General features: G+C 30.1%; 22 protein-coding genes. 17 read left to right on the forward strand and 5 right to left on the reverse strand.

The window, feature by feature from the left end:
- Window positions 1-139: 139 nt before the first annotated feature.
- The 15 genes from T434_RS06650 to T434_RS0102525 all read left to right on the forward strand — a co-directional run bounded on the left by T434_RS06650 (window position 140) and on the right by T434_RS0102525 (window position 13,870).
- Entirely contained in the window at window positions 140-1,639 is a 1,500-nt protein-coding gene (locus tag T434_RS06650; RefSeq protein WP_035358134.1) for a DUF1538 domain-containing protein, read from the forward strand.
- A 16-nt stretch (window positions 1,640-1,655) separates the two neighbouring features.
- Entirely contained in the window at window positions 1,656-1,973 is a 318-nt protein-coding gene (locus T434_RS0102460; protein ID WP_162150640.1) for a hypothetical protein, read from the forward strand.
- The gene (locus tag T434_RS06655; RefSeq protein ID WP_026399751.1) at window positions 1,973-2,320 is read left to right on the forward strand and encodes a hypothetical protein; all 348 of its coding nucleotides are present in this window, start codon (window positions 1,973-1,975) and stop codon (window positions 2,318-2,320) included. Before T434_RS0102460 ends, T434_RS06655 begins: the two co-directional genes overlap by 1 nt.
- 103 nt (window positions 2,321-2,423) lie before the next feature.
- Complete coding sequence (locus T434_RS0102470; RefSeq protein WP_051614336.1) at window positions 2,424-3,731, forward strand: TrkH family potassium uptake protein; 1,308 nt, start codon at window positions 2,424-2,426, stop codon at window positions 3,729-3,731.
- A 9-nt stretch (window positions 3,732-3,740) separates the two neighbouring features.
- Complete coding sequence (locus T434_RS0102475; protein WP_026399753.1) at window positions 3,741-4,418, forward strand: potassium channel family protein; 678 nt, start codon at window positions 3,741-3,743, stop codon at window positions 4,416-4,418.
- A 149-nt stretch (window positions 4,419-4,567) separates the two neighbouring features.
- Window positions 4,568-4,876 carry an ATP synthase subunit B family protein gene (locus T434_RS0102480; protein ID WP_162150641.1) on the forward strand — a complete coding sequence of 103 codons (309 nt, stop codon included), beginning with the start codon at window positions 4,568-4,570 and terminating at the stop codon, window positions 4,874-4,876.
- A gap of 8 nt (window positions 4,877-4,884) precedes the next feature.
- The gene (locus tag T434_RS0102485) at window positions 4,885-6,774 is read left to right on the forward strand and encodes a V-type ATP synthase subunit I (RefSeq protein WP_162150642.1); all 1,890 of its coding nucleotides are present in this window, start codon (window positions 4,885-4,887) and stop codon (window positions 6,772-6,774) included.
- A gap of 13 nt (window positions 6,775-6,787) precedes the next feature.
- Complete coding sequence (locus T434_RS0102490) at window positions 6,788-7,279, forward strand: V-type ATP synthase subunit K (protein ID WP_162150643.1); 492 nt, start codon at window positions 6,788-6,790, stop codon at window positions 7,277-7,279.
- A gap of 10 nt (window positions 7,280-7,289) precedes the next feature.
- Window positions 7,290-7,895 (forward strand): hypothetical protein, encoded by a 606-nt coding sequence (locus T434_RS0102495; protein ID WP_026399757.1) that lies wholly within the window; start codon window positions 7,290-7,292, stop codon window positions 7,893-7,895.
- The gene (locus tag T434_RS0102500) at window positions 7,895-8,812 is read left to right on the forward strand and encodes a V-type ATPase subunit (protein ID WP_026399758.1); all 918 of its coding nucleotides are present in this window, start codon (window positions 7,895-7,897) and stop codon (window positions 8,810-8,812) included. The genes T434_RS0102495 and T434_RS0102500 overlap by 1 nt, the downstream gene beginning before the upstream one ends.
- A gap of 2 nt (window positions 8,813-8,814) precedes the next feature.
- Window positions 8,815-9,117, forward strand: a complete 303-nt coding sequence (locus T434_RS0102505; protein ID WP_026399759.1) for a V-type ATP synthase subunit F — start codon at window positions 8,815-8,817, stop codon at window positions 9,115-9,117.
- Between the two features lie 10 nt (window positions 9,118-9,127).
- Window positions 9,128-10,891 carry a V-type ATP synthase subunit A gene (locus T434_RS0102510; RefSeq protein ID WP_026399760.1) on the forward strand — a complete coding sequence of 588 codons (1,764 nt, stop codon included), beginning with the start codon at window positions 9,128-9,130 and terminating at the stop codon, window positions 10,889-10,891.
- Between the two features lie 4 nt (window positions 10,892-10,895).
- A complete protein-coding gene (locus T434_RS0102515) occupies window positions 10,896-12,272 on the forward strand; it encodes a V-type ATP synthase subunit B (protein WP_026399761.1) in 1,377 nt (458 codons plus the stop codon).
- Window positions 12,273-12,274: 2 nt separating this feature from the next.
- Window positions 12,275-12,922: a V-type ATP synthase subunit D gene (locus T434_RS0102520; RefSeq protein ID WP_026399762.1), complete on the forward strand. Its 648-nt coding sequence runs from the start codon at window positions 12,275-12,277 to the stop codon at window positions 12,920-12,922.
- A gap of 219 nt (window positions 12,923-13,141) precedes the next feature.
- Window positions 13,142-13,870, forward strand: a complete 729-nt coding sequence (locus tag T434_RS0102525; protein WP_026399763.1) for a hypothetical protein — start codon at window positions 13,142-13,144, stop codon at window positions 13,868-13,870.
- 83 nt (window positions 13,871-13,953) lie between these two features.
- Here the strand turns inward: T434_RS0102525 and T434_RS0102530 are convergent, their stop codons facing one another.
- Genes T434_RS0102530 through T434_RS07430 form a run of 5 tightly spaced genes read right to left on the reverse strand, consistent with a single transcriptional unit; the run spans window position 13,954 to window position 18,303 of the window.
- Window positions 13,954-15,030 carry an NADH:ubiquinone reductase (Na(+)-transporting) subunit F gene (locus T434_RS0102530; RefSeq protein WP_026399764.1) on the reverse strand — a complete coding sequence of 359 codons (1,077 nt, stop codon included), beginning with the start codon at window positions 15,028-15,030 and terminating at the stop codon, window positions 13,954-13,956.
- Window positions 15,031-15,042: 12 nt separating this feature from the next.
- The gene (locus T434_RS0102535; RefSeq protein WP_026399765.1) at window positions 15,043-15,636 is read right to left on the reverse strand and encodes an Rnf-Nqr domain containing protein; all 594 of its coding nucleotides are present in this window, start codon (window positions 15,634-15,636) and stop codon (window positions 15,043-15,045) included.
- Window positions 15,633-16,292: an Rnf-Nqr domain containing protein gene (locus T434_RS0102540; protein WP_162150644.1), complete on the reverse strand. Its 660-nt coding sequence runs from the start codon at window positions 16,290-16,292 to the stop codon at window positions 15,633-15,635. Before T434_RS0102540 ends, T434_RS0102535 begins: the two co-directional genes overlap by 4 nt.
- The gene (locus T434_RS07425; protein WP_026399767.1) at window positions 16,292-17,356 is read right to left on the reverse strand and encodes an FMN-binding protein; all 1,065 of its coding nucleotides are present in this window, start codon (window positions 17,354-17,356) and stop codon (window positions 16,292-16,294) included. Before T434_RS07425 ends, T434_RS0102540 begins: the two co-directional genes overlap by 1 nt.
- Window positions 17,353-18,303 (reverse strand): RnfABCDGE type electron transport complex subunit D, encoded by a 951-nt coding sequence (locus tag T434_RS07430; protein ID WP_162150645.1) that lies wholly within the window; start codon window positions 18,301-18,303, stop codon window positions 17,353-17,355. Before T434_RS07430 ends, T434_RS07425 begins: the two co-directional genes overlap by 4 nt.
- A gap of 316 nt (window positions 18,304-18,619) precedes the next feature.
- Between T434_RS07430 and mgtE the strand changes: the two genes are divergently transcribed.
- Window positions 18,620-19,942 carry a magnesium transporter gene (mgtE, locus tag T434_RS0102560; protein WP_162150646.1) on the forward strand — a complete coding sequence of 441 codons (1,323 nt, stop codon included), beginning with the start codon at window positions 18,620-18,622 and terminating at the stop codon, window positions 19,940-19,942.
- The gene (locus T434_RS0102565) at window positions 19,939-21,264 is read left to right on the forward strand and encodes a magnesium transporter (RefSeq protein ID WP_026399770.1); all 1,326 of its coding nucleotides are present in this window, start codon (window positions 19,939-19,941) and stop codon (window positions 21,262-21,264) included. The genes mgtE and T434_RS0102565 overlap by 4 nt, the downstream gene beginning before the upstream one ends.
- Window positions 21,265-21,267: the final 3 nt, after the last annotated feature.

The raw sequence follows: 21,267 nt of genomic DNA on the forward strand, positions 1-21,267 counted from the left end.
TACTCAAAATGAGTATCTTTTTTTATGTAAAAAATACATTTTTTCAAATGAAAGCGTTTAAAAAAAACATTTATGTGTTATAATCGGAAATAGATTTTAAATCGTTTTAAGAAATTATCAAAATTAGAGGATGGTGTTAATGTACAAGAAGTTATTGTTTGATAAAATTAAAGAATCTTTTATGGCTGTTTTACCAATGGGAATAGCTGTAGTATTGGTAAGTTTTTTTTCTGGACTTGAAAGTCAATTGATATTTAATTTTGTTGTAGGAGCATTATTATTAGTTTTGGGTTTGGCACTCTTTTCTATCGGTGCTGAAGCTTCAATGATGGATATTGCATCAAAGATAGGTGAGTTTTTAGTTAAAAGTAAAAAATTAATCCTAATTATTGCTATAGTATTTGTATTAGGATTTCTTGTGATGTTTGCTGAACCTGCTTTATATGTGTTAACAGAACAATTTAAAAGTGTTCCCGCATGGTTATTGATTTTAGTTGTATCACTTGGAATGGCCATATTTGTAACGATTGCAGTATTACGTATTATTTTCCAAATATCATTACGTGTTGTAGTTTGGATTGGATATGGATTAGTTTTCTTATTAGGATTAATTGTTACTATAGTTAACCCTGATTTTATTGCAGTTGCATTTGACTCAGGAGCTGTTGCAACAGGACCATTATTAGTTCCATTTATTATGGCACTTGCTTATGGGATTACAAAAAACATTGGAAATAAAGATGCTGAAATGGATTCATTTGGATTAATTTCAATTATTAGCCTAGGACCTATTTTTGCGGTATTAATATTAGGATTATTTAACGATTCAAATGCACCTGATCCAGCATTAATACCTTCAAGTATGTTTGAACTTTTCATGTATTATTTAGGTTCAAATTTCAAAGATATGTTACTTGCAATTACACCATTTGTCGCATTCTTTTTAATTTTCCAATTTACAGTCTTTAAATTTGATATTAAGAAAGTGATTAAAGTATTAGTTGGATTTTTATATATTTATTTAGGGTTAGTATTATTCTTAACAGGCGCTAACGCTGGATTGGTTCAGTTAGCGACAGAACTTGGAAACACAATTGTTCAAGCGGGTGCTAGTTGGATATTAATTCCAATTGGTATGTTGTTTGGATCAATTGTAGTCGCTGCTGAACCTGCTGTAATGGCACTTAATAAGCAGGTTGAAGAAGTATCTGCTGGTGCTGTATCTAAAAAATTAATGATTGCAAGTTTATCTATTGGTGTAGCAATTTCAGTAGGATTAGCGGCAATAAGAGTTTTAACGGGAATAAGTATTTGGTGGATTTTAGCACCAACTTATGCTATTATTTTAGTGTTGCTTATTAAGACACCTAGAATGTTTTATTCAATCGCACTTGATGCAGGAGGTGCTGTATCAGGTGTATTGACAACAACTTTCCTTATGCCTTTTATATTAGGTGCAGGACAAGGTGCTGGTGCAAATATTTTAACTGATGCATATGGATTAGTTGCATTCATTGCAATGACACCAATTTTAACAGTTCAAATCATTGGTTTACTTGTTACTGAACGTCAACGTCGAATAGATCTTGCTTTAGGCGTTGATAATGAGGTTATTAACCTTGAAAGTGAGGATGCATAAAATGAAATTGATGATTATGATAACAAATCGTCATGAATCAGATGCGATTATTAAAGAAATTAGTATAAATGATCATATGTTAAAATCAATTACATTCATGGGTCATGGTACTGCAACAAGTGAAATATTAGATGCTTTAAATTTAGAAGCTTCTGATAAAGATGTTGTCTTGGCAATCGTTGAAGATAATCATGTTCAACCGATATTTGAAATTTTAGAAGAAAAATTCCAATTTTCAAGAAAAGGAAAAGGTGTAGCACTTACAGTAGCATTAAATGGTATTAGTGCACAGACATTTAAACTACTGACAGAAGTCAAAGGAGAAGAGATATAATGGAAAATCAAGTAAATAAATCACTTGTAATCTATGTATGTAATCACGGTTTTGCTTATGATGCAATGAAAGAAGCTAAAAAAGTTGGTGCTCGCGGAGGAACAATTCTTCATGGACGTTCATCTATCTCGCATGAAAAAGCTAAATTTTTTGGATTATCATTGCACCCAGAAAAAGACATGTTATTTATCGTTGTTAAAGAGAATCAAAGAGAAGCGGTTATGAAGGCCTTATGCGATAAATATGGTGTAACAAGTGAAGCTAGAGGTTTATGTTTCTCACTAAAAGTTAGTGATGCTATTGGATTTAGTTTTGAACCTTTAGAATTAGAGCATGAAAACGAATAGGTAAACTTAAAAAAGTTTACCTTTTTTTGTATTCTTTAATCCCTTTTTTACATTGCATGATAAAATATAGTCAAAATAGATAACAAAAGTAAGGTCTTTGCAAATGAAAAAACGATTATCTCCATATGTAATTATTCCGTTATCATTCGTAGTTATAAATTTGATTGGAACTCTAATTTTATATTTACCAATTTCTCATCAAGAAACAGCAGATGTTAAATTTGTTGATGCTTTTTTATTATCGACATCTGCATTGACTGTAACTGGACTAACTTCAATCATGGATATTAGTATGACTTTTAATACATTTGGTAAAGTAGTTATTGCGGTACTCATTCAAATTGGTGGGTTAAGTGTTATTACAATCGGTGTTTTTCTAATGATTTTAATTGGTACAAAAATTAATATTTCAAATCGTCTTCTAATTAAAGAATCGATGAACCAAGTAAGTGCTAAAGGTGCTGTAAAACTTGTTAAAAACATTGTATTAATTACACTATCTATTGAATTCATAGGATTCGTGTTGAATCTGTTTATTTTTATGTCGTATTATCCTTTTTGGGAAGCGGTAGGTTATAGTGCTTTTCATTCGATATCAACTTTTAATAATGCAGGATTAGATATATTTGGAAGTCAGAATATGATTCCTTTTAGTGGTGAAATTATTTTATTAATCATTTCAATGATAATGATTATGATTGGTGGGTTAGGCTATGTTGTTATTTATGATATTCTCACCAAAAGAAGGTATAAAAAACTTAGCATTCACTCAAAAATTGTATTGAAAGTTAATCTTTGTTTATGGTTATTTGGATTTGTAATGTTTATGATAGGGCAACTTCAAAGTAATCAATATACACCGCTTGAGGCAATGTTTTTAAGTGTTTCAGCAAGAACTGCTGGATTTAAAGTAACGGATATGACAAGTTTATCCACATTGTCAATTGTTGTTTTAGTATTTTTAATGTTTATCGGTGGATCACCTTCATCAACAGCAGGTGGTATAAAAACAACATCTTTATATGTGATTTATAAAAGTATAAAGGGTTATGCATTTGGTAAAAAAACTATAACATATAATCGATATATTGCAGATGAATCAAGATACAAAGTTTATATTTTAGTTACATCAATGCTAGCGATAATATTTACATCAATCGTTGTAATATTAATTATCCAACCACTTTCATTAGAAGAAGTTTTAGTTGAGGCAGTTTCAGCAATTACAAATACAGGACTAAGTATGGACACAACTCAAAAACTATACTCAACATCCAAAGTAATAATTAGTTTATTAATGTTAGTTGGACGTGTTGGTCCATTAACGGTGTTATTAATATTTAATCGAAATTGGCCTTTAAAAGAATCAAAACATGTGAAATATTTAGAAGAAAGAATTATGATTGGGTAGGTGAAAAAGATGAAAAAAAGTATTGCGATTATTGGACTTAGTAGATTTGGCTTAAATTTAGTTCAAAGTTTTTCAAAATTATCAAATGTTGATATTATTGCTATTGATAAAAATAAAGAAGCTGTTGAACATGCAAGTGAAATTATTCCAAATGCATTTATAGCTGATTCAACAGATGAAGTAGCATTAAAAGAATTAGGATTTAAAAATGTGGATCATGCAATTATTGCGATTGGACAAGACAATTTAGGAAATCTTGGTCAAACAATCATGACAATTTTAAAACTTAAAACACTTGGTGTGAGTGAAATTACAGCAAGAGTTGATGATGGTGAATATGCGGAAGTTTTAAAATTAGTTGGAGCGACAAATATTGTTTCCCCATTATTTATCGCAAGTGAGCGTATTGCAAATAAAATTGCTGCTGGAAATGTTGTTGATTATTTCAACATAAAAAGTAATTATGACGTGTTTGAACTTAAGTTACCACCACATTTTAAGCCATTACCGGTTGTAGAATTAGATTCAAGAAGTAAGTTTAAAATTAATATTTTACTTATTGAAAGAGTCAATGAATTAATTACACCAGATAAAGAAACTGTCCTTCAACCAAACGATGAAATATTCATATTTGGTGATAAGAAAAACATTCGTCGTATAGCTGATTTTTTCAATGTATCTGAATAAGGTAAATTCGCGTAAATTGTTTTAAAAAAACAATAAGCATGATACAATATAATGCGTAGGTCACTTTTAAAACAACATAATAAATATTAGATATCATGTATAGATATACATGAGTTTTCATAAATATACATAGACAGGGGGAAACTGTTTTGAGTAAATTACAAGAGATTATTGCTTTAGAGTTAAGCATGAATCAAAAAATTGAAGAAGCTAAAGCAAACGCATCAAAGTTATTAGAATCTAAAAGAAAAGAAGCTCAAAAAGTTTTAGATGAAGATAAAAAAGAAATTGATGCTTATTTAACTCAACTTAAAAAAGATGCTGAAAAACAAATTGATGAACTTAAAGCTCAATTTGAAAAAGATAAAAAAGCACTTCACGAACGTATTCAAAACGAATACCAACAAATTGTAAATAAATATATACAATTACTTAAAGATGAGGTAAATAAGATATGATTGTTCCTATGAAAAAAGCAAAACTCTTTTTCATGGATCAAGAATCTAAAAGAGTTTTAAAGATATTACAATTACATGGCTTAATTATGCCGGATAGTCAGTATCTTCAACAATCAAATCCATCTTTAACTTTAATTGAGACGCAAAAAGCGATTTCTATTATTGAAAAATACTTAAAGAAAAAATCATTTGGTAATAATGAAGTTTTTAATAAAGATGAGTTTATTGAAATTAATGATAAATCAATTCAAGATGTTAAAAATATTTTATCAATCCAAGATGATTTATTGATGCACGAGGATATACTTAAATCTTTAGTAGAAGAAAAGAAAAAAATTACCCCATTCGAAACATTTGATATTCCAATTAAAAATATTTCAATGTTAACAAATCTTTTGGTTGTTATGGGGAAGATTAATATAGAAAAAAAAGATAATTTCTTAGGTGCAATTCAATCATTAGATTTATATTTTGATGAAGTATCCTTAACTGAACATGAATCTTATTTAGCAATTGCAGTACTTAAAGAAGATTATGAAAAATTATCATCAATCATCCGTCAAAGTGGATTCATTGTTGAAACATTTAATTTATATGATGCTAAGTTTAGTGAAGTACTTATTAATTTAAATGAAAAAATACAACAAGAAAAGAAAGCAATTGAAGAAGCTAAAGAAAAACTTGAATCAAATATAGATAAACTCCCTCAATTGAAGTTATTACATGACCAATTATTGAGTGATGAAAAACTAAATGAAATTAAACTTAATTCAACTGAAACGACAAAATACATCGAAGGATGGATTCGTAGTGACCAAGTTGATTTATTAAAAAGATTACTTGATGATGAAAAAATTGCATATGAACTTGACTTAAGAGATCCATTAAAGGAAGAATTAAGTCCAACAGCACTTAAGAATAATACTTTTGTACAACCTTTTGAAAGTATTACAAATCAGTTTTCTATTCCAAATCCTAAAGAAATGGACCCGAACCCAATGATGAGTTTCTGGTATTGGATTATCTTTGGTATCATGATGGGGGATATGGGATATGGATTGTCAATGGTCATTATTTTTGGATTAGCACTTAAGTTTTTAAAACTTAAAGGTACTGTAAAAGATTTAGCTAAAATATTCTTATTTACAGGTTTTACAGCAATTTTAGCAGGACTTATGTTTGGTTCATTCTTCGGAATAACAGTTATAGATAAACCATTATTAGATCCAATAAATGATCCAGTACCAATGCTTATTGTTTCAATAGGGATAGGTATCGTCCATATTATATGTGCTTTAGTGATGAAGTTTATATATTGCATCCGAGAAAAAGATATACTAAGTGGATTAAATGATGCAGTAAGCTGGATATTAATTTTATTAGGTATTAGTTTGTATGCATCAACGATTGCTGGAATTTATAGTGAAACGATGTTACCAATTATTAATTACTTATCCATTGGTATGATTTTATTAGGGGCATTAATTATTGTTTTACTTAATGGCCGAAATTCTAAGAGTATAGCAGGTAAACTTGTAGGGGCATTTACAGGTCTATATGGTTCAACAAGTTATTTATCAGACATACTAAGTTATTCAAGAATTTTAGCATTAGCATTATCTAGTGGTGTTATTGCATATACATTTAACCTTTTAGGAGGAATGGTTTGGAATTCAATCCCGATTTTAGGATATGTATTAGGATTATTGATTTTCATTGTAGGTCACGTATTTAACTTTATTATGGGCTTACTATCTGCATATGTTCATGCGGGAAGATTACAATACTTAGAATACTACGGTAAATTTTATGAAGGTGGAGGGTTCTTATTTGAGCCATTGCAACTTCAACTAAAATATGTATATCAAGTAAATTTAGAAGATAGAAAGAATAAATAGGAGGAAATATACAATGCCATTTGTATTTATGGAATTTGATGGAATGACATGGGCACTTTTAGGTGCCGCTTTAGCAGCAGCATTAGCAGGGGTAGGTTCTGCAATTGGTGTTTCATTAGGAGGTAACGCATCAGCAGGTGTTCTTAGTGAAAAACCCGATTTATTTGGTAAAACTTTAGTCTTACAAGCATTACCTGGTACACAAGGTATTTACGGATTCTTAGTTGCAGTTTTAATGTTAGTTCGTTTAGGTTGGATTACAGGAAATCCAATTGCATTAACTCAAGATCAAGGATTAATGTATTTTGCAGCAGCAATGCCAATTGCAATCGGTGGTTTATTTTCAGGAATTTATCAAGGTAAAGTTGCAGCAGCATCTATTTTAATGACAGGTAAAAGACCAGAATTATCAACACGTGGTATTACTATGACGGCGTTAGTTGAAACATATGCGATTTTAGCATTACTAGTATCTATCTTAATGTGGATTAATTTACCACAATGAGGTTGATAATATGTCTAAACTAGAAGAAAAAATTGTTGCAAAATCTGAAGAACAAATTAAATTTATTAATGAACAAGCAAAAATAGATGCTCAAAAATTGTTTGATAATTTAATCAAACAAGGTAAAAAAGAGTTAGAAGAAACTAAAAATAAACAAACTAAAAAAATAGAAATAGAAGTACATAGTATTAAACAAGAATTAGAACGAGAATTAAGAGATCAAAGTGCTATTGCAAAGCAAGGATTGATTGCTTCAGTTTTTGAAGAAATTCAAAAATATTTAGAATCACTAGATGGTGAAAATTTATTTAATTATTGTTTAAAAGCTATTAAAAATGCTGAAGTTACTGGTAATGAAGTGATGAAAGTAAGCAAAAAAGATTATAACAAGTACTTAAAGGCACTTTCTACACAGACAGGAAGCATTGTTTCATTAGATAAATTAAATGATAAATTGGGAAAAGATTTTAAGTTAACACTTAGTAAAGAACCTGCTTTAATTGAAAATGGTTTTATTCTTGAAGGTGAATATTTTGATTTAAACTTTTCGTTTGATGAAACCTTAGAACAATTAGCTAAGCAATATGAAAAGAAAATTTATGAGGAAATGAATTAATGATGGATTTAACATTTGTTTATGGTCTTATTGCTGCAAAAGAACATATTTTAACTCAAAAGGAAATTGATGGATTAAAAGAATTAGATAAAAATGGTTTTTTAAATGCACTTTATGCTCATCAATTTGGGTTAGGATTTCAAAGACCATTTGAACTCATGATGTTAGAAGAAGAATTAAAACTTAAACAATTTTTAGAATCTGTTCTTAAAGATCAATTATTGTTTAAAGTTTTATATATCAAATTCAATCATTTATTCTTATCAGGTTTACTTAAATCACATCATCTTGGTGTAAAGTTTAATGAATCTATTGAAGGGTTATCTATTTATCCTGAATATCTATATCAGCAATACTTAATTTATGGTATCGATAAGGGGTTAAATCTTGAGGATAAAGTGTTTATAGATAATTTGATTAATAAAACAAAAGATTTAGATGCTCAAAGTATTTCTGATATAGTCATTAATACATTAAATCAAGAGATTATTGAATCTTTTGATAAGAAAACAGATAAATATTTAGTAAAATACTATAAACATGAAATAGCGATGCAAAATATCTTACTTCTTATACGTTCTAAACGATATAAACTTGATAAATCATATTTTGTTTCAAATTTATTAGAAGGATCTGCAATCGAAAATTATCGTTTAGTTGAACATTTTGATAAAACTTTAAGTGAAATTGGCGACTACTTAAGTTTTCATTTAGAACCATCAATTAAAGATATATTGTCTAAAAGTGATAGTTTACATTTTATGCAAGATGTTCAATTTGAGCTTGATAAAACATTATCAAAAATATTAAATGATTTTACATTTGAACAAACAAGCTACGGTGCAATTATTTCATTTGTACTTAAAAAACGATTAGAAATTGTTCAAATAAAGAAATTATATTATGAGAAGGTGTAATCATGAAAGATATTAAAGCGATCAGCACCAACTCTTCATTTTTAGTTTTAACATCCATTGGTATCGATGTTGAAATTGTACAAAAGGAAGAATTAAAGAAAGCATTTCAAAAATCTGTAAAAGATGATTTTAAAATTGTCATTTACGATAAAACGGGTGAAGAAATATTAAATGAGATGCTTGATAGATATGATGAATCACTTTACCCAATATTTTTAAAATTACCTACAGGACTAGAAGATGAAGATACTTTATTGGAATTGAAACGAATCATCGAAAAATCCATTGGTATCTCAATAATCTAAGGGGGAAAACATGGCAAAACACGGAGTTATTACAAAGGTATCCGGTCCACTTATTGTTGCGTCCGGTATGGAATCAGTTCAAGTATATGACGTTGTTCGCGTTTCTAATAAAGGTTTAATTGGTGAAGTTCTTGAATTAAGAGGTGATCTTGCATCTATTCAAGTTTATGAAGAAACCGCTGGTATTGGACCTGGAGAACCAGTCTATTTTACAAATGAACCTTTATCAGTTGAACTTGGACCAGGTTTAATAGAAGCTATTTTTGATGGTATTGAAAGACCACTTGATAAGATTTATGAATCACATGGAGCGAATATCCCACTTGGTGTTGATATACCTAAATTAAATCGTGATCGTATTTGGTCATTTACTGCTACCAGAAAGGTAGGATCACATGTTTCTGGTGGAGACATTTTAGGTACTGTTCCAGAAACGGAATCAGTTTTACACAAAATTATGGTTCCACCTCTAATTTCAGGTGAATTAATTGAACTTGAATCAGGAGATTATAAAATTACAGATGTTATTGGTAAAATTCGCTTAAAAGATGGCACGATTTATGAACTAAAAATGTTACAAACATGGCCAGTTCGTAAAAAACGTCCTTTTTCAAAAAAATTAGCACCAAAAGAACCAATGGTTACAGGACAAAGAGTTATTGATACATTATTCCCAATTTCAATTGGTGGTATTGCTGCAATTCCTGGACCATTTGGAAGTGGCAAAACCGTTGTTCAACACCAATTAGCAAAATGGGCTGATGCTGATATTATTGTTTATATTGGTTGTGGTGAACGTGGTAATGAAATGACTGACGTTTTAATGGAGTTTCCGGAACTTAAGGACCCAAGAACTGGCCAATCATTGATGAAACGTACGGTTTTAATTGCAAATACATCAAACATGCCAGTTGCTGCTCGTGAAGCAAGTATTTATACAGGAATTACAATTGCCGAATATTATCGTGATATGGGATATAAAGTAGCAATTATGGCTGACTCTACATCTCGTTGGGCAGAAGCTTTACGTGAGATGTCTTCACGCTTAGAAGAAATGCCAGGTGAAGAAGGATATCCTGCTTATTTAGGTTCAAGAATATCAGAGTTCTATGAACGTGCGGGTATTGTTGAATGTTTAGGTGATGACCAAAGATTAGGTGCAATTACCGCAATCGGAGCTGTATCACCTCCAGGTGGTGACACTTCAGAACCAGTCTCTCAAGCTACTCTACGTATCGTTAAAGTATTCTGGGGGCTATCTGCAAGTTTAGCGTATCGTCGTCACTTTCCAGCTATTGATTGGTTAAAGAGTTATTCCTTATATTCTGAGCAAATGAAAGATTTCTTTGATACAAATGTTGATAGAAACTGGAGTAATTATGTTCAAAATATTATGACACTCTTACAAGAAGAAGCTTCACTTCAAGAAATTGTTCGTTTAGTTGGTATTGATGCTTTAGGATCATCTGACAGACTAAAACTATTAGTTGCACAAATGATTCGTGAAGACTATTTACACCAAAATGCTTTCCATGAAGTTGATACCTATTCATCTCTTAATAAGCAATTCCAACTTATGAAAATGATTTTAACATTTAATGAAAAAGGTAAAGAAGCTATTCAAAATGGTATTCACTTTAAACAAATTGATAAACTTCCAATTAGAGAAAAAATCGGACGATTCAAATATGTGAAAGAAACAGACGTTAATCAAGTTGCACAAGACATTCATTTAGAAATGATGCAACAATTTGAGTCTTTAGTAAAGGAGTAGAGGTATGGCAATTAAAGAATATAAAACCATTAAAGAAGTTGTCGGACCTTTAATGCTCGTTCAAAAAACTAAAAACGTAAAATATGATGAATTAGTTAAGATAAAGTTAGCTAATGGAGAAGAACGTTTAGGAAAAGTATTAGAAGTCTCTGAAAGTGAAGCATTAGTACAATTATTTGAATCTAGCCAAGGTATCAAAATTGATGATGCTAAAGCTGTGTTTTTAGGACATGGTCTAGAACTCGATGTATCACCTTTAATTTTAGGTAGAGTATTTTCAGGTATGGGGCGTCCTATGGATGGTAAAGGTAAAATCATTCCTGAAAAGAAAATTGACATTAATGGGTCACCTTTAAATCCTGTTGCACGTGACTATCCGAGTGAATTTATTCAAACAGGTGTTTCTGCAATTGATGGATTAAATACATTAGTACGTGGACAAAAATTACCAATATTTTCAGGGTCAGGTTTACCACATAACCGTTTAGCTGCAATGATTGCAAGAAACGCTAAAGTTCTTGGTAATAATGAACCGTTTGCTGTTGTTTTTGCAGCGGTTGGTATTACATTCGAAGAGTCAAACTTCTTTATTGAAGAATTTAAAAAATCAGGTGCAATTGATAGAACAGTTATGTTTATCAATCTTGCAAATGACCCAGCGATTGAACGTATCGCGACCCCACGTATGGCGATTACAGCTGCTGAATACTTAGCGTTTGATTTAAATATGCACGTATTAGTCATTATTACAGACCTAACAAACTATGCTGAATCACTACGTGAAATTAGTGCAGCGCGTAAAGAAGTTCCTGGTCGTCGTGGTTATCCTGGTTATATGTATACTGATTTAGCAAGCTTATATGAGCGTGCTGGACGCGTAAAAGGTAAAAAAGGCTCAATTACACAATTACCAATTTTATCAATGCCTGAAGATGATAAAACACACCCAATTCCAGACTTAACAGGTTATATTACCGAAGGACAAATTATTCTTTCTCGTGCTTTACATCAAAAAGGTATTATGCCACCAGTTGATGTATTACCATCATTATCTCGTTTGAAAGATAAAGGTATTGGTAAAAATAAAACACGTGCAGATCATGCAGATACATTAAATCAATTATTCGCATCATATGCTCGTGGTAAAGAAGCAAAAGAACTTGCAACTGTATTAGGTGAATCAGCATTATCTGATATTGACCGTTTATATGCTGAATTTGCTACACAGTTTGAACAACAATATTTAAATCAAGGATTTGATTCAAATCGTTCAATTGAAGAAACATTAGATTTGGGATGGAAATTATTAAGAATTTTACCAAGATCTGAATTAAAACGTATTAGAGAAGAGCACTTAAACGAATATTATAAAGAGGTATAATTATGCAAAATGTCGTTAATGCGACTAGAATGGAGCTCACTCGTCTTAAAAATCAATTAGCAGTGACAAGAAAAGGTCATCAATTACTAAAAGATAAACAAGATGAGATGATGCGTCAATTTCTAGTTCAAATTGAATCGTACAAGAAATTGCGAGCATCTGTTGAAAAAAGATGGTTAGAGGCATTAAAAACTTATGATCAAGCCAAAGCATACCATTATGAAGATGAATTGAAAGAAAAGTTTTTAGTACCTGCAACTACATTAGACCTCGTTTTTAAAACTGAATCCGTTATGAGTGTTTCAGTACCTAAGATTGAACTTAAAAAAGAAGCAGAACCTAAAATTACTTATTCATTTCATGGAACACATCCAATATTGGATGATGTAGTGATTATGCTTTCAAAACTCTTGCCTGATTTAATTAAATTAGCAGAACAAGAAAAGAAAAATCGTATTTTAATTAAAGAGATTGAAAAAACAAAAAGAAGAGTTAATGCGATTGAACATATAATTATTCCAGAAATAATGGAAAATATTAAAGACGTTCGAATGAAAATTTCTGATGCAGAACGTAGTAATACTGTTCGTATCATGAAATCAAAAGATTTAATTATAAAAAAGGCTTTGGAGTCTAAACAAGATAAGTAATTAATACAATAAAAATCAAAACATTAGATGTTAGTAGATTATGTTCTACTAACATTTTTTTATGATAAGACAACCTTGATGAATATATAATGGTCATTAAGTAGATAAAATCATATATTTCCCTTATAATAGTAACAAGGTTGTTTTTAATGAATGTGATATACTTTTTACATGTTCTTATCTATACAATCAATAGTTATCAACGAAGGAGAAAAGAAGATGTTTGAAAAATTAAGAGAAATGAGCAAATCAGGAAATGCACTAATTGTGTTATTAAGTATATTTGTTTGGTTTGAATTTTATCAAATATCCAGACTTGTTCAATTTTTGGATTTTAGTAATTCAATTAGTGTATATACATTAATAGTTACAGCTCTTACTATTTTTATTAAAACGATTATTATATATATTTTTGAAAGAAAACAAAGTTTTTTTGTTTCAAATTTATTATTACTTATATTTTTTGTTCCAGAAGATTTTAAGAATATTTTTTCAATTTTTCAGTATCGTGATGAATTTTTCTCTTTAATACCTATAATTTTGAATATATCGATTGCAGTTTATGCTATATTAAAGATTTATGCACATAAGGATGAATTAAATTATTCAATAAAGAAACCAGATCAAAAAACATTTATTCTTATTACACTATCTTTAATTTCTGTATATTATGATTTCGATATAGCTACTTTAGCATTATACATTTTATTGTATATTGCAATTTTAATGAATGCTCGACCAATAGAAACTTTATTACTATCAGCATACATTTATATCATTAGAATTTTCTCCGATATTCGAATGTTAATCCTATATAGTGGTTTCAATGAAGTTAGTATTCGAATGATTATAAATCTTGTTATAAGTAGCGTGATTTTATACTTTATTATTAAAACATATTTAGATCAACAAAAAAATAAAATTTCATATGATGACTATTTGAATTAAAAATATATATAATCTATTCATAAAAAAAGATGTTAGTCGTGTATTTGACTAACATCTTTTTTAAATTTATTCTTAAAAGATGATTAGAATTTATCGAAGTAAATAAATTCTTCAGGCATACCTTTTTCTTTTAGAACTTTAATACATGCATCAATCATACCTGGGCTACCACATAGATATGCTTCACTACCAGATAAGTCACCTGTTAATCTTCTAACAACATCAGTAATTAAACCAATTTCACCATCCCAATTATCTTCCTTTTGTGGATCAGATAATGCGGGAACATAAGTGAAATTTGGATACATCTTAGATACTTCTTGGAAGTATTCTGTATAGTATAAGTCTTTTTTAGTTCTTGCACCAAAGAAGTACATCGCTTTTCTAGGCATATTTTGATCCATTAATTTAAAAATGATTGAACGAATAGGAGCTTTACCACTACCACCTGCAATCATGATGATTGGACGAGTAGATTGTTCTTGTAAGAAAAAATCACCAAAAGGTCCAGTAATTTTTATCTTATCACCTGTCATTAAAGCTTTATGTATAAATGATGTTGCAACACCATTTGGAACATATCGAATAATGACTTCTGGATGATATAAATCTTTTGAATCGGATGCAATAGAATAAGCTCTTGTTGTTTCAATACCGGGAACTTCGATTTGAAGATATTGACCAGGTTTGAATTCAAATGGTTCAGTCATTTCAAATTTAATACGTTTGATATCATGTGTTAAATCTTCAATTTCAACAACTTTAGCCATAAATGGTTTTGAATTTAAAGCAGAAGCTGGGACTTGAACTTCAATATCATGAGTTACCTTAACTTGGCAACTTAAGCGATAACCTTCTTCAATTTCTTCTTTTGATAAAAATGGAAGTTCAGTTTGGCGAGGTGGCTCATGATCACCAATTAAACGGAATTTACATGTTCCACATGTAGCTTTACCACCACAAGAAGAAGGTAAGAATACTTTATTATTAGTTAATATATTAAGCGCAGTGTCATCACCCGTAACAGTAATGACATTATCTTTATTGACGATAATTTTTCTTTCGCCACCGCCACCAAGTAATTTATCAATTAAAATTACAAATAATGTAATGATAACTAAAACACCTAATAAGATAACAATTGTCCAGATTGGATTCATTGCAATTCCTCCTTAATTAATAAATGTGACGCGTCCAATACCTGTGAAACCAATGAACGCTAATGCAAGAATACCTAAAATAATGAAGGCAATTGCGCGTCCACGTAATCCTTTTGGTAAATTGGATACACGATACATTTTTTGTCTGACACCTGCAAGTAAGATCATTGCGAATGCCCAACCAATAGAAGATCCTAATGCGAATACAGTTGTTTGAGCAAATGTGTATTCACGTGTTTGGAAAAATAATGAAACTGCTAATACAATACAGTTAACTGTAATTAATGGTAAGAAAATTCCAAATGCTTCGTAAATTTTAGGTGAATATTTTGCAAGAAACATTTCTAAAAACTGTACAAAAGCAGCAATAACAATAATAAATACGAGTAAAGATAATTGAGTTGTACCAGTGGCTTTTAAAAGCTCATAAATTGGCCAGTTAATCATTGCAGTTAAAGTTGTAACAACAATAACAGCAACACCCATGTTAACAGAGTTTTTAATTGAAGTAGAAACGGCAATTAATGAACACATACCAAGAATGAAAATAAGAGCAATATTATTAGATAACATTGAAGCTAAGAATAATTCAATAAGTTCCATCATTGTACACCATCCTCTTCATATTTGCCCATTAAAGCTCTAAATCCCCAAGCTATCATTCCTAAAACGAAGAATCCACCTGGAGCTAATGCCATAACGTTCCATTTAATCCAGTTTTCAAATCCTGGAATAGTCATACCAAAGTATTGTCCAAATGCTAAAGGTTCACGAACAGAAGCAATTAATACTAATACAAGCATATAACCTAAACCGTTCGCCAAACCATCAAAAAGTGTATATTTAACTGGATTTTTAATAGCGAACGCTTCTGCCCTACCCATAACAATACAGTTTGTAATAATTAAACCTGTATAAGAGCCTAATCTATCAGCGACTGTTGGAACAAATGCTTGTAAGAACATTTGAACAACAATTGTAAAGACAGAAATAATTACCATGTATGCAACCATACGGACTTTACTTGGAATCAAGTTTCTAAGTAAAGATACTAATGCGCTTGACGCGATGATAACAAAGGTTACACCTAATCCCATGAAAATAGCATTTTCAACACGGTTTGTAACAGCTAAAGAAGAACAAATACCAAGGACAGTAACGATAATTGGATTTTCTTCAGTTAGTCCTCTTCTTAATAGAACAAACCATTTTTTATATTGAAGTCTTAACCAGGTGCTTGGTTTCTTTTTAGATTGATCCATTATTGGTTACCTCCTTGAAATGTAGTGTAGTAAATTTGATATGTATCATTCATTCCATTAATGAATTTAGTTTTTGTTTGAGTTGCTGTGCTAAAACCATCTAGCACTTCATTTTCGTTATTTGGATCAGTTGTAACAATTATGACTGGTTTGAATTTCTTACCAACATAACCATCAAAAAATGTAGGATTATTTTGAATAATAGCACCCTGGCCTTCAGATTGTGATAAGACAGTAATTTTATGAATTGTTACAAAATCTTCTTTTAATGTAATTACAGCCTCAATCGGACCTCTAAATCCTTCAGTTGTAAATGCGTATGATTTATAATTTGTAGTCTTGTTGACATAAAGAGTTAAGTTATTTTTGTTAACAACTTCAAAGTGTGTATAGAATACAGAATTATAATTATCATCATTATATTCAATTGTATGTTGAGATAAGATGGCTTTCTTAAGTGGTGCTAAAATATCTTCACCAGAGAATGTATTATAGTATTTTCTAAAATTAGTATTTAATAACCCAATAAATGCATTGGTTGTACCAGTAGCACCAGTAATTGCATCTACCTCTTGGTTTGTTGTTGCACCATTTTTAACAGCTTTTAAACCAGTGTCACCAAATTGTTTTCCAACATAATTACTTAAATACTCAGGTTCTGCAACAACCCCACCTAAACCTGGAGTTTCAGCTTGTTTAGTAACAGTAATAGCAACAACCGTATTAAAGTCTGGTTCTAATGTAATAACTCCTTCGATTACATCCCATAAACCATTACCAAAAAATCTAAATGAAATACGATTGTTTACCTTATTTGTGTAAAGTGTTAATGTATTACCATCTTCATAAAATTCAGTTTGAACAGTAAATGACTCATCAAATACTTCAGAAAAATCAAGTTGTGTATGTGGAATTTCGTGATGTTCTAAAATCGAATGTTTCCAAGCATATTCAGCATTTTTTGCTATATAATCTTTTGTTATCTCGTTAGCACCAACTAAAATACCAGAAGCAACTAATCCTAAGACAATAACGAATAGCATCATTTGTAGATATTTTTTCATGCTTCAACCTCCTCTAATAGAGGGATATCCTTAACTTTAGGTGTTGTCCAAACATCAATTAAACCTGTCATTGCATTCATGAATAATATAGCATAGATTGTTCCCTCTGTATTTGGTGCGGATGGATTAAATAACCAAGTATTTTGGATAATCCATGATACAAAACCTAATAAAACACCGTAAATAATTCGGCCTTTAGTATATAAAGGTTGAGTTTGAGGATCTGTAGCCATAAACATTGCTACAAATAATAAGTGTCCCATTAATACTGAATAGAGGGCATATAAGAATGAATCGCCACCCATTCCACTTAATAGGAACTTAAGTAAAGAGAATAAGTAGTATGTACCTAAAAATGTTGCTGGTATTTTCCAATCAGAAATTTTTAGGATCATTAACACTAATCCTAGTAATAAAATTCCTAGTTTAAATGTAGTTCCCATGGCACCAGCATATTGACCCATAAGTAAGTCAACGAGTGATGTTGAACTTACAATTGCTGCAGGTGTATTTTTAAAGATAGTTGCAAAAGTAGCTGGATCAACAATTTTAGTAATTGGATCTAAGAATCGGTTAACTTGAACTGGGAATGCTAACGCGATAAAGACTAATCCTAAAGCTGCTGGATTGAAAATGTTTTTGCCTTCGCCACCAAAAATTGTTTTAGCGAAAAACACACCAAATGCAGTTGCAACAATTACCATCCAAAAGTCTGAGACAATTGATGGTGTTGTCATCAATGTAATAATGAGCGGAGTAATTGAGAAAGTAGTTGGGTCGAACTTTTCTTTTCTCAATTGACTATTTAATAATTCAATGACAAATGAAGTCACTAATGCTGCTAATGCTACAAGCAATACATGAGGACCAAAAATCACTGATGCAGCAATAAGTAACACTATTAGTGACCCTGTCACTATTAGTCTGTTTCTTTGTTGTGTATTCATTCTGACTCTCCTTCGTTTGTTATTAGTTTTATTTTAACATGAGATACTATAAATCTTTATTATGTTGCACCAAGAAAATTAGAACTTTAAATATATATTTAAAACGCTTAAAAATGCAATTTTAATAGATCATTTTTTATGATGTATCAATTTTAATGCTATAATGAATAAGAAAGGAGTTGATATGATGATTATCCCCGAAGATGATTACTATAGTTATAAGCATATAAAAAATCTTTATAAAGCCAATATTCATCATATGAAACTCACTTTTAAAAAAGGATGTTTATTGGCTTAACTTTATAGGAGGTAAGCCATGTTAAAAGATTTAATAAATCGCTTAACTAGCGATGAATTAAAAGATATATTAGAAATTCAGCATGCCTTTGACATAGCGCAAGCATTAGATGAATTAGATGAAGAAGAAAAAAAGACTGTCATTAACTTATTAAGTATGGATAAGTTAACTGAAGTTCTATCATATCTTGAACCGGAAATTGCAGCAGACATATTATCAACTTATAGTTTGTTACATCAAAAAGTTTTAGTAAGTGAATTAGATCCAGATGATGCAGCAGATATTATTAATGAATTGGAAGAAGAGAATAAAAACGAGTTATTAAAAATACTTGATAAAGATGAAGAGGTTTTATCACTTATTCAATACGATGAATCTTTAGCTGGTGCGTATATGACAAACGCATTTGTTAAAGTAAATATTTCTGATGATGTTAAACAAGCAACAAAAAAAGTAATCGATATAGCTGAAGATGTATCTACGATTCAAACAATTTTTGTTGTTGACCATGATAATCATTATTGTGGTGAAATACCTTTAAAAACTTTACTAAAGTCAAAATATCCACTTACAGTTAAAGAGATATTAACTGTTGAACCAACATTTCATGTAAATGACGGTATTGATAACTTACTCAAACACATTAAGCATTATGGTAATACAGAAGTAGGTATCGTTGATGAAGAAAATCGATTACTCGGTATTATTACACAAGATGATGTATTAGATATCTATTTAGAAGAAACTCAAGAAGACTATGAAAAATTAGCAGCATTACCAGACACCGACTTTAAAGAGGGGTCTTTTAAAACCGCAATGCATCGTATACCTTGGTTATTGATATTGCTTACAATATCCATTCCAAGTGCATTTGTTACAAGTAATTTTACTGGCATTTTAGGTACCTTTGTCATTCTAGCTTTTTTTCAACCGCTCATATTGGATGCAGGTGGAGATGTTGCAAGTCAAACGCTTGCAGTTACATTAATTGAACTTACCAAAAAAGATTCAAAAGTTATATCTAATGGATTTAAAGAAATCTTAACTGGGGTAATCAATGGATTTGTCATGGGATTAATTTCATTTTTAATCACCATCATATTTTCATATGTTTTACATTTTGATCATGGTGTTTGGATTGGATTATCTGTGGGATTATCTTTATGGATAACCGTGATCATTGGACCAATTTTAGGTTTTTTTATACCACTATTTATTAAAATGTTAAAGTTTGACCCTGCGGTTGCATCAGGGCCATTTATAACTAACTTAATTGATATACTTTCAAATGTTGTGTATTTTAGTTTAGCAACTATAATTTTAGGAGGTTTTGTCGCATGAAACATATCGATTTTAAACTTTCTGATGCTAAATTAAAAAATATACTTGCTAAACTTCATGAAAGCGATATCGCACAATTATTTGAAGAAAATAGTGATGAAAGAGAAAGAATATTTAAACTTATTGGTATTAAAAAGTTTAGTCTGGTATTCACTGAATTAAATGAAGAGTTAGCTATGAAGACTTATTTAAGATTAAGTCTAGATGCAAAAAAATCTTTATTGCGTCATTTAGAAATTGATGATATTAAATCATTTGTTGAACTTTTTAAAATTTCTTATCATGATGAAATTATCAAACTATTAAATAAATCAACACAAGAAAAAGTTAGAAAACTTTTATCATATGATGGTGATAAAGCTGGTTCAATTTCATCTCCGCACTTTATAGTCACAAATTTAGATGATAAAGTAAAAGATGCAACAAGAATGGTTATCAAAGAATCAACTGAAAAAGATGAAATCGGTGCAATCTTTGTTAATGATGAAGAAAATAAGTTTGTTGGTGGTATCGAACTAAAAGATTTAATTATTGCTAGAGGCAATACAATAATTAAAAATATAGTAAATGAAAGTTATCCGTATGCATTTGAAGATGATTCTGTTGAAAGTGCATTAAGAAAAATTAGAGACTATGACATTCAAGTATTACCAGTTCTGAATAGTGATTACATATTAATTGGTGTAATTACTGCAGAGGATGCTTTAGAATTTATGGAAGAAGAACATATTGATCGTGTTGAAAAGTTAGTTTCAATTGAAAGCCACGATGAACTATCTAATCCTTTTAAACGCAGTATGAACCGATTACCATGGTTATTAATATCAGTTGTACTTAATATTATTATTGCTAGTTTTTTAACTGTTTTCTCTGGAACGATTGATCAAAATGTAGCATTAGTGTTATTTCAACCAATGATACTTGGTATGGCTGGTAATATTGGTACACAGAGTATTGCAGTAACTATATTAGGTATTAATCAAGATATCATTGAGCCTAAAAAACATATTTTAAGAGAAATAAAAGTTGCAAGCATTAATAGCTTATTATCAGGTATTATCGGTGTTATCATTGTATATCTATTCTTAATCATTCTTCCTAACAGTTATGGTGATATTCATATTATTGCTTTAATTGTTGGGTTATCTTTAATGTTATCAATGTTTATTTCTGCATTAATTGGTGTGCTGATTCCGTTTGGATTAAGAAAAGTTGGTGTTGATGAAAAAGCAGCATCTGGACCAATTATTTCCACAGTCAATGATTTTAGTGCATTAGGCATTTACTTTTTAATTGCAACATTCTTGTTAATGCTTATTTAAAAA

The sequence above is a fragment of the Acholeplasma equifetale ATCC 29724 genome, from assembly GCF_000687735.1.
Taxonomy (GTDB): Bacteria; Bacillota_I; Bacilli_A; order Acholeplasmatales; family Acholeplasmataceae; genus Acholeplasma; species Acholeplasma equifetale.

Excerpts from the sequence above, each read along its gene's own strand:
- T434_RS0102565 (WP_026399770.1), top strand. The coding sequence starts at position 19,939 with ATGAAACATATCGATTTTAAACTTTCTGATGCTAAATTAAAAAATATA.
- T434_RS0102520 (WP_026399762.1), top strand. The coding sequence starts at position 12,275 with ATGCAAAATGTCGTTAATGCGACTAGAATGGAGCTCACTCGTCTTAAA.
- T434_RS0102515 (WP_026399761.1), top strand. The coding sequence starts at position 10,896 with ATGGCAATTAAAGAATATAAAACCATTAAAGAAGTTGTCGGACCTTTA.
- mgtE (WP_162150646.1), top strand. The coding sequence starts at position 18,620 with ATGTTAAAAGATTTAATAAATCGCTTAACTAGCGATGAATTAAAAGAT.
- T434_RS0102510 (WP_026399760.1), top strand. The coding sequence starts at position 9,128 with ATGGCAAAACACGGAGTTATTACAAAGGTATCCGGTCCACTTATTGTT.
- T434_RS0102530 (WP_026399764.1), bottom strand. The coding sequence starts at position 15,030 with ATGAATCCAATCTGGACAATTGTTATCTTATTAGGTGTTTTAGTTATC.
- T434_RS0102490 (WP_162150643.1), top strand. The coding sequence starts at position 6,788 with ATGCCATTTGTATTTATGGAATTTGATGGAATGACATGGGCACTTTTA.
- T434_RS0102540 (WP_162150644.1), bottom strand. The coding sequence starts at position 16,292 with ATGGATCAATCTAAAAAGAAACCAAGCACCTGGTTAAGACTTCAATAT.
- T434_RS0102505 (WP_026399759.1), top strand. The coding sequence starts at position 8,815 with ATGAAAGATATTAAAGCGATCAGCACCAACTCTTCATTTTTAGTTTTA.
- T434_RS0102525 (WP_026399763.1), top strand. The coding sequence starts at position 13,142 with ATGTTTGAAAAATTAAGAGAAATGAGCAAATCAGGAAATGCACTAATT.
- T434_RS06650 (WP_035358134.1), top strand. The coding sequence starts at position 140 with ATGTACAAGAAGTTATTGTTTGATAAAATTAAAGAATCTTTTATGGCT.
- T434_RS0102460 (WP_162150640.1), top strand. The coding sequence starts at position 1,656 with ATGATAACAAATCGTCATGAATCAGATGCGATTATTAAAGAAATTAGT.
- T434_RS07425 (WP_026399767.1), bottom strand. The coding sequence starts at position 17,356 with ATGAAAAAATATCTACAAATGATGCTATTCGTTATTGTCTTAGGATTA.
- T434_RS06655 (WP_026399751.1), top strand. The coding sequence starts at position 1,973 with ATGGAAAATCAAGTAAATAAATCACTTGTAATCTATGTATGTAATCAC.
- T434_RS0102470 (WP_051614336.1), top strand. The coding sequence starts at position 2,424 with ATGAAAAAACGATTATCTCCATATGTAATTATTCCGTTATCATTCGTA.
- T434_RS0102500 (WP_026399758.1), top strand. The coding sequence starts at position 7,895 with ATGATGGATTTAACATTTGTTTATGGTCTTATTGCTGCAAAAGAACAT.
- T434_RS0102475 (WP_026399753.1), top strand. The coding sequence starts at position 3,741 with ATGAAAAAAAGTATTGCGATTATTGGACTTAGTAGATTTGGCTTAAAT.
- T434_RS0102495 (WP_026399757.1), top strand. The coding sequence starts at position 7,290 with ATGTCTAAACTAGAAGAAAAAATTGTTGCAAAATCTGAAGAACAAATT.
- T434_RS0102535 (WP_026399765.1), bottom strand. The coding sequence starts at position 15,636 with ATGATGGAACTTATTGAATTATTCTTAGCTTCAATGTTATCTAATAAT.
- T434_RS0102485 (WP_162150642.1), top strand. The coding sequence starts at position 4,885 with ATGAAAAAAGCAAAACTCTTTTTCATGGATCAAGAATCTAAAAGAGTT.
- T434_RS07430 (WP_162150645.1), bottom strand. The coding sequence starts at position 18,303 with ATGAATACACAACAAAGAAACAGACTAATAGTGACAGGGTCACTAATA.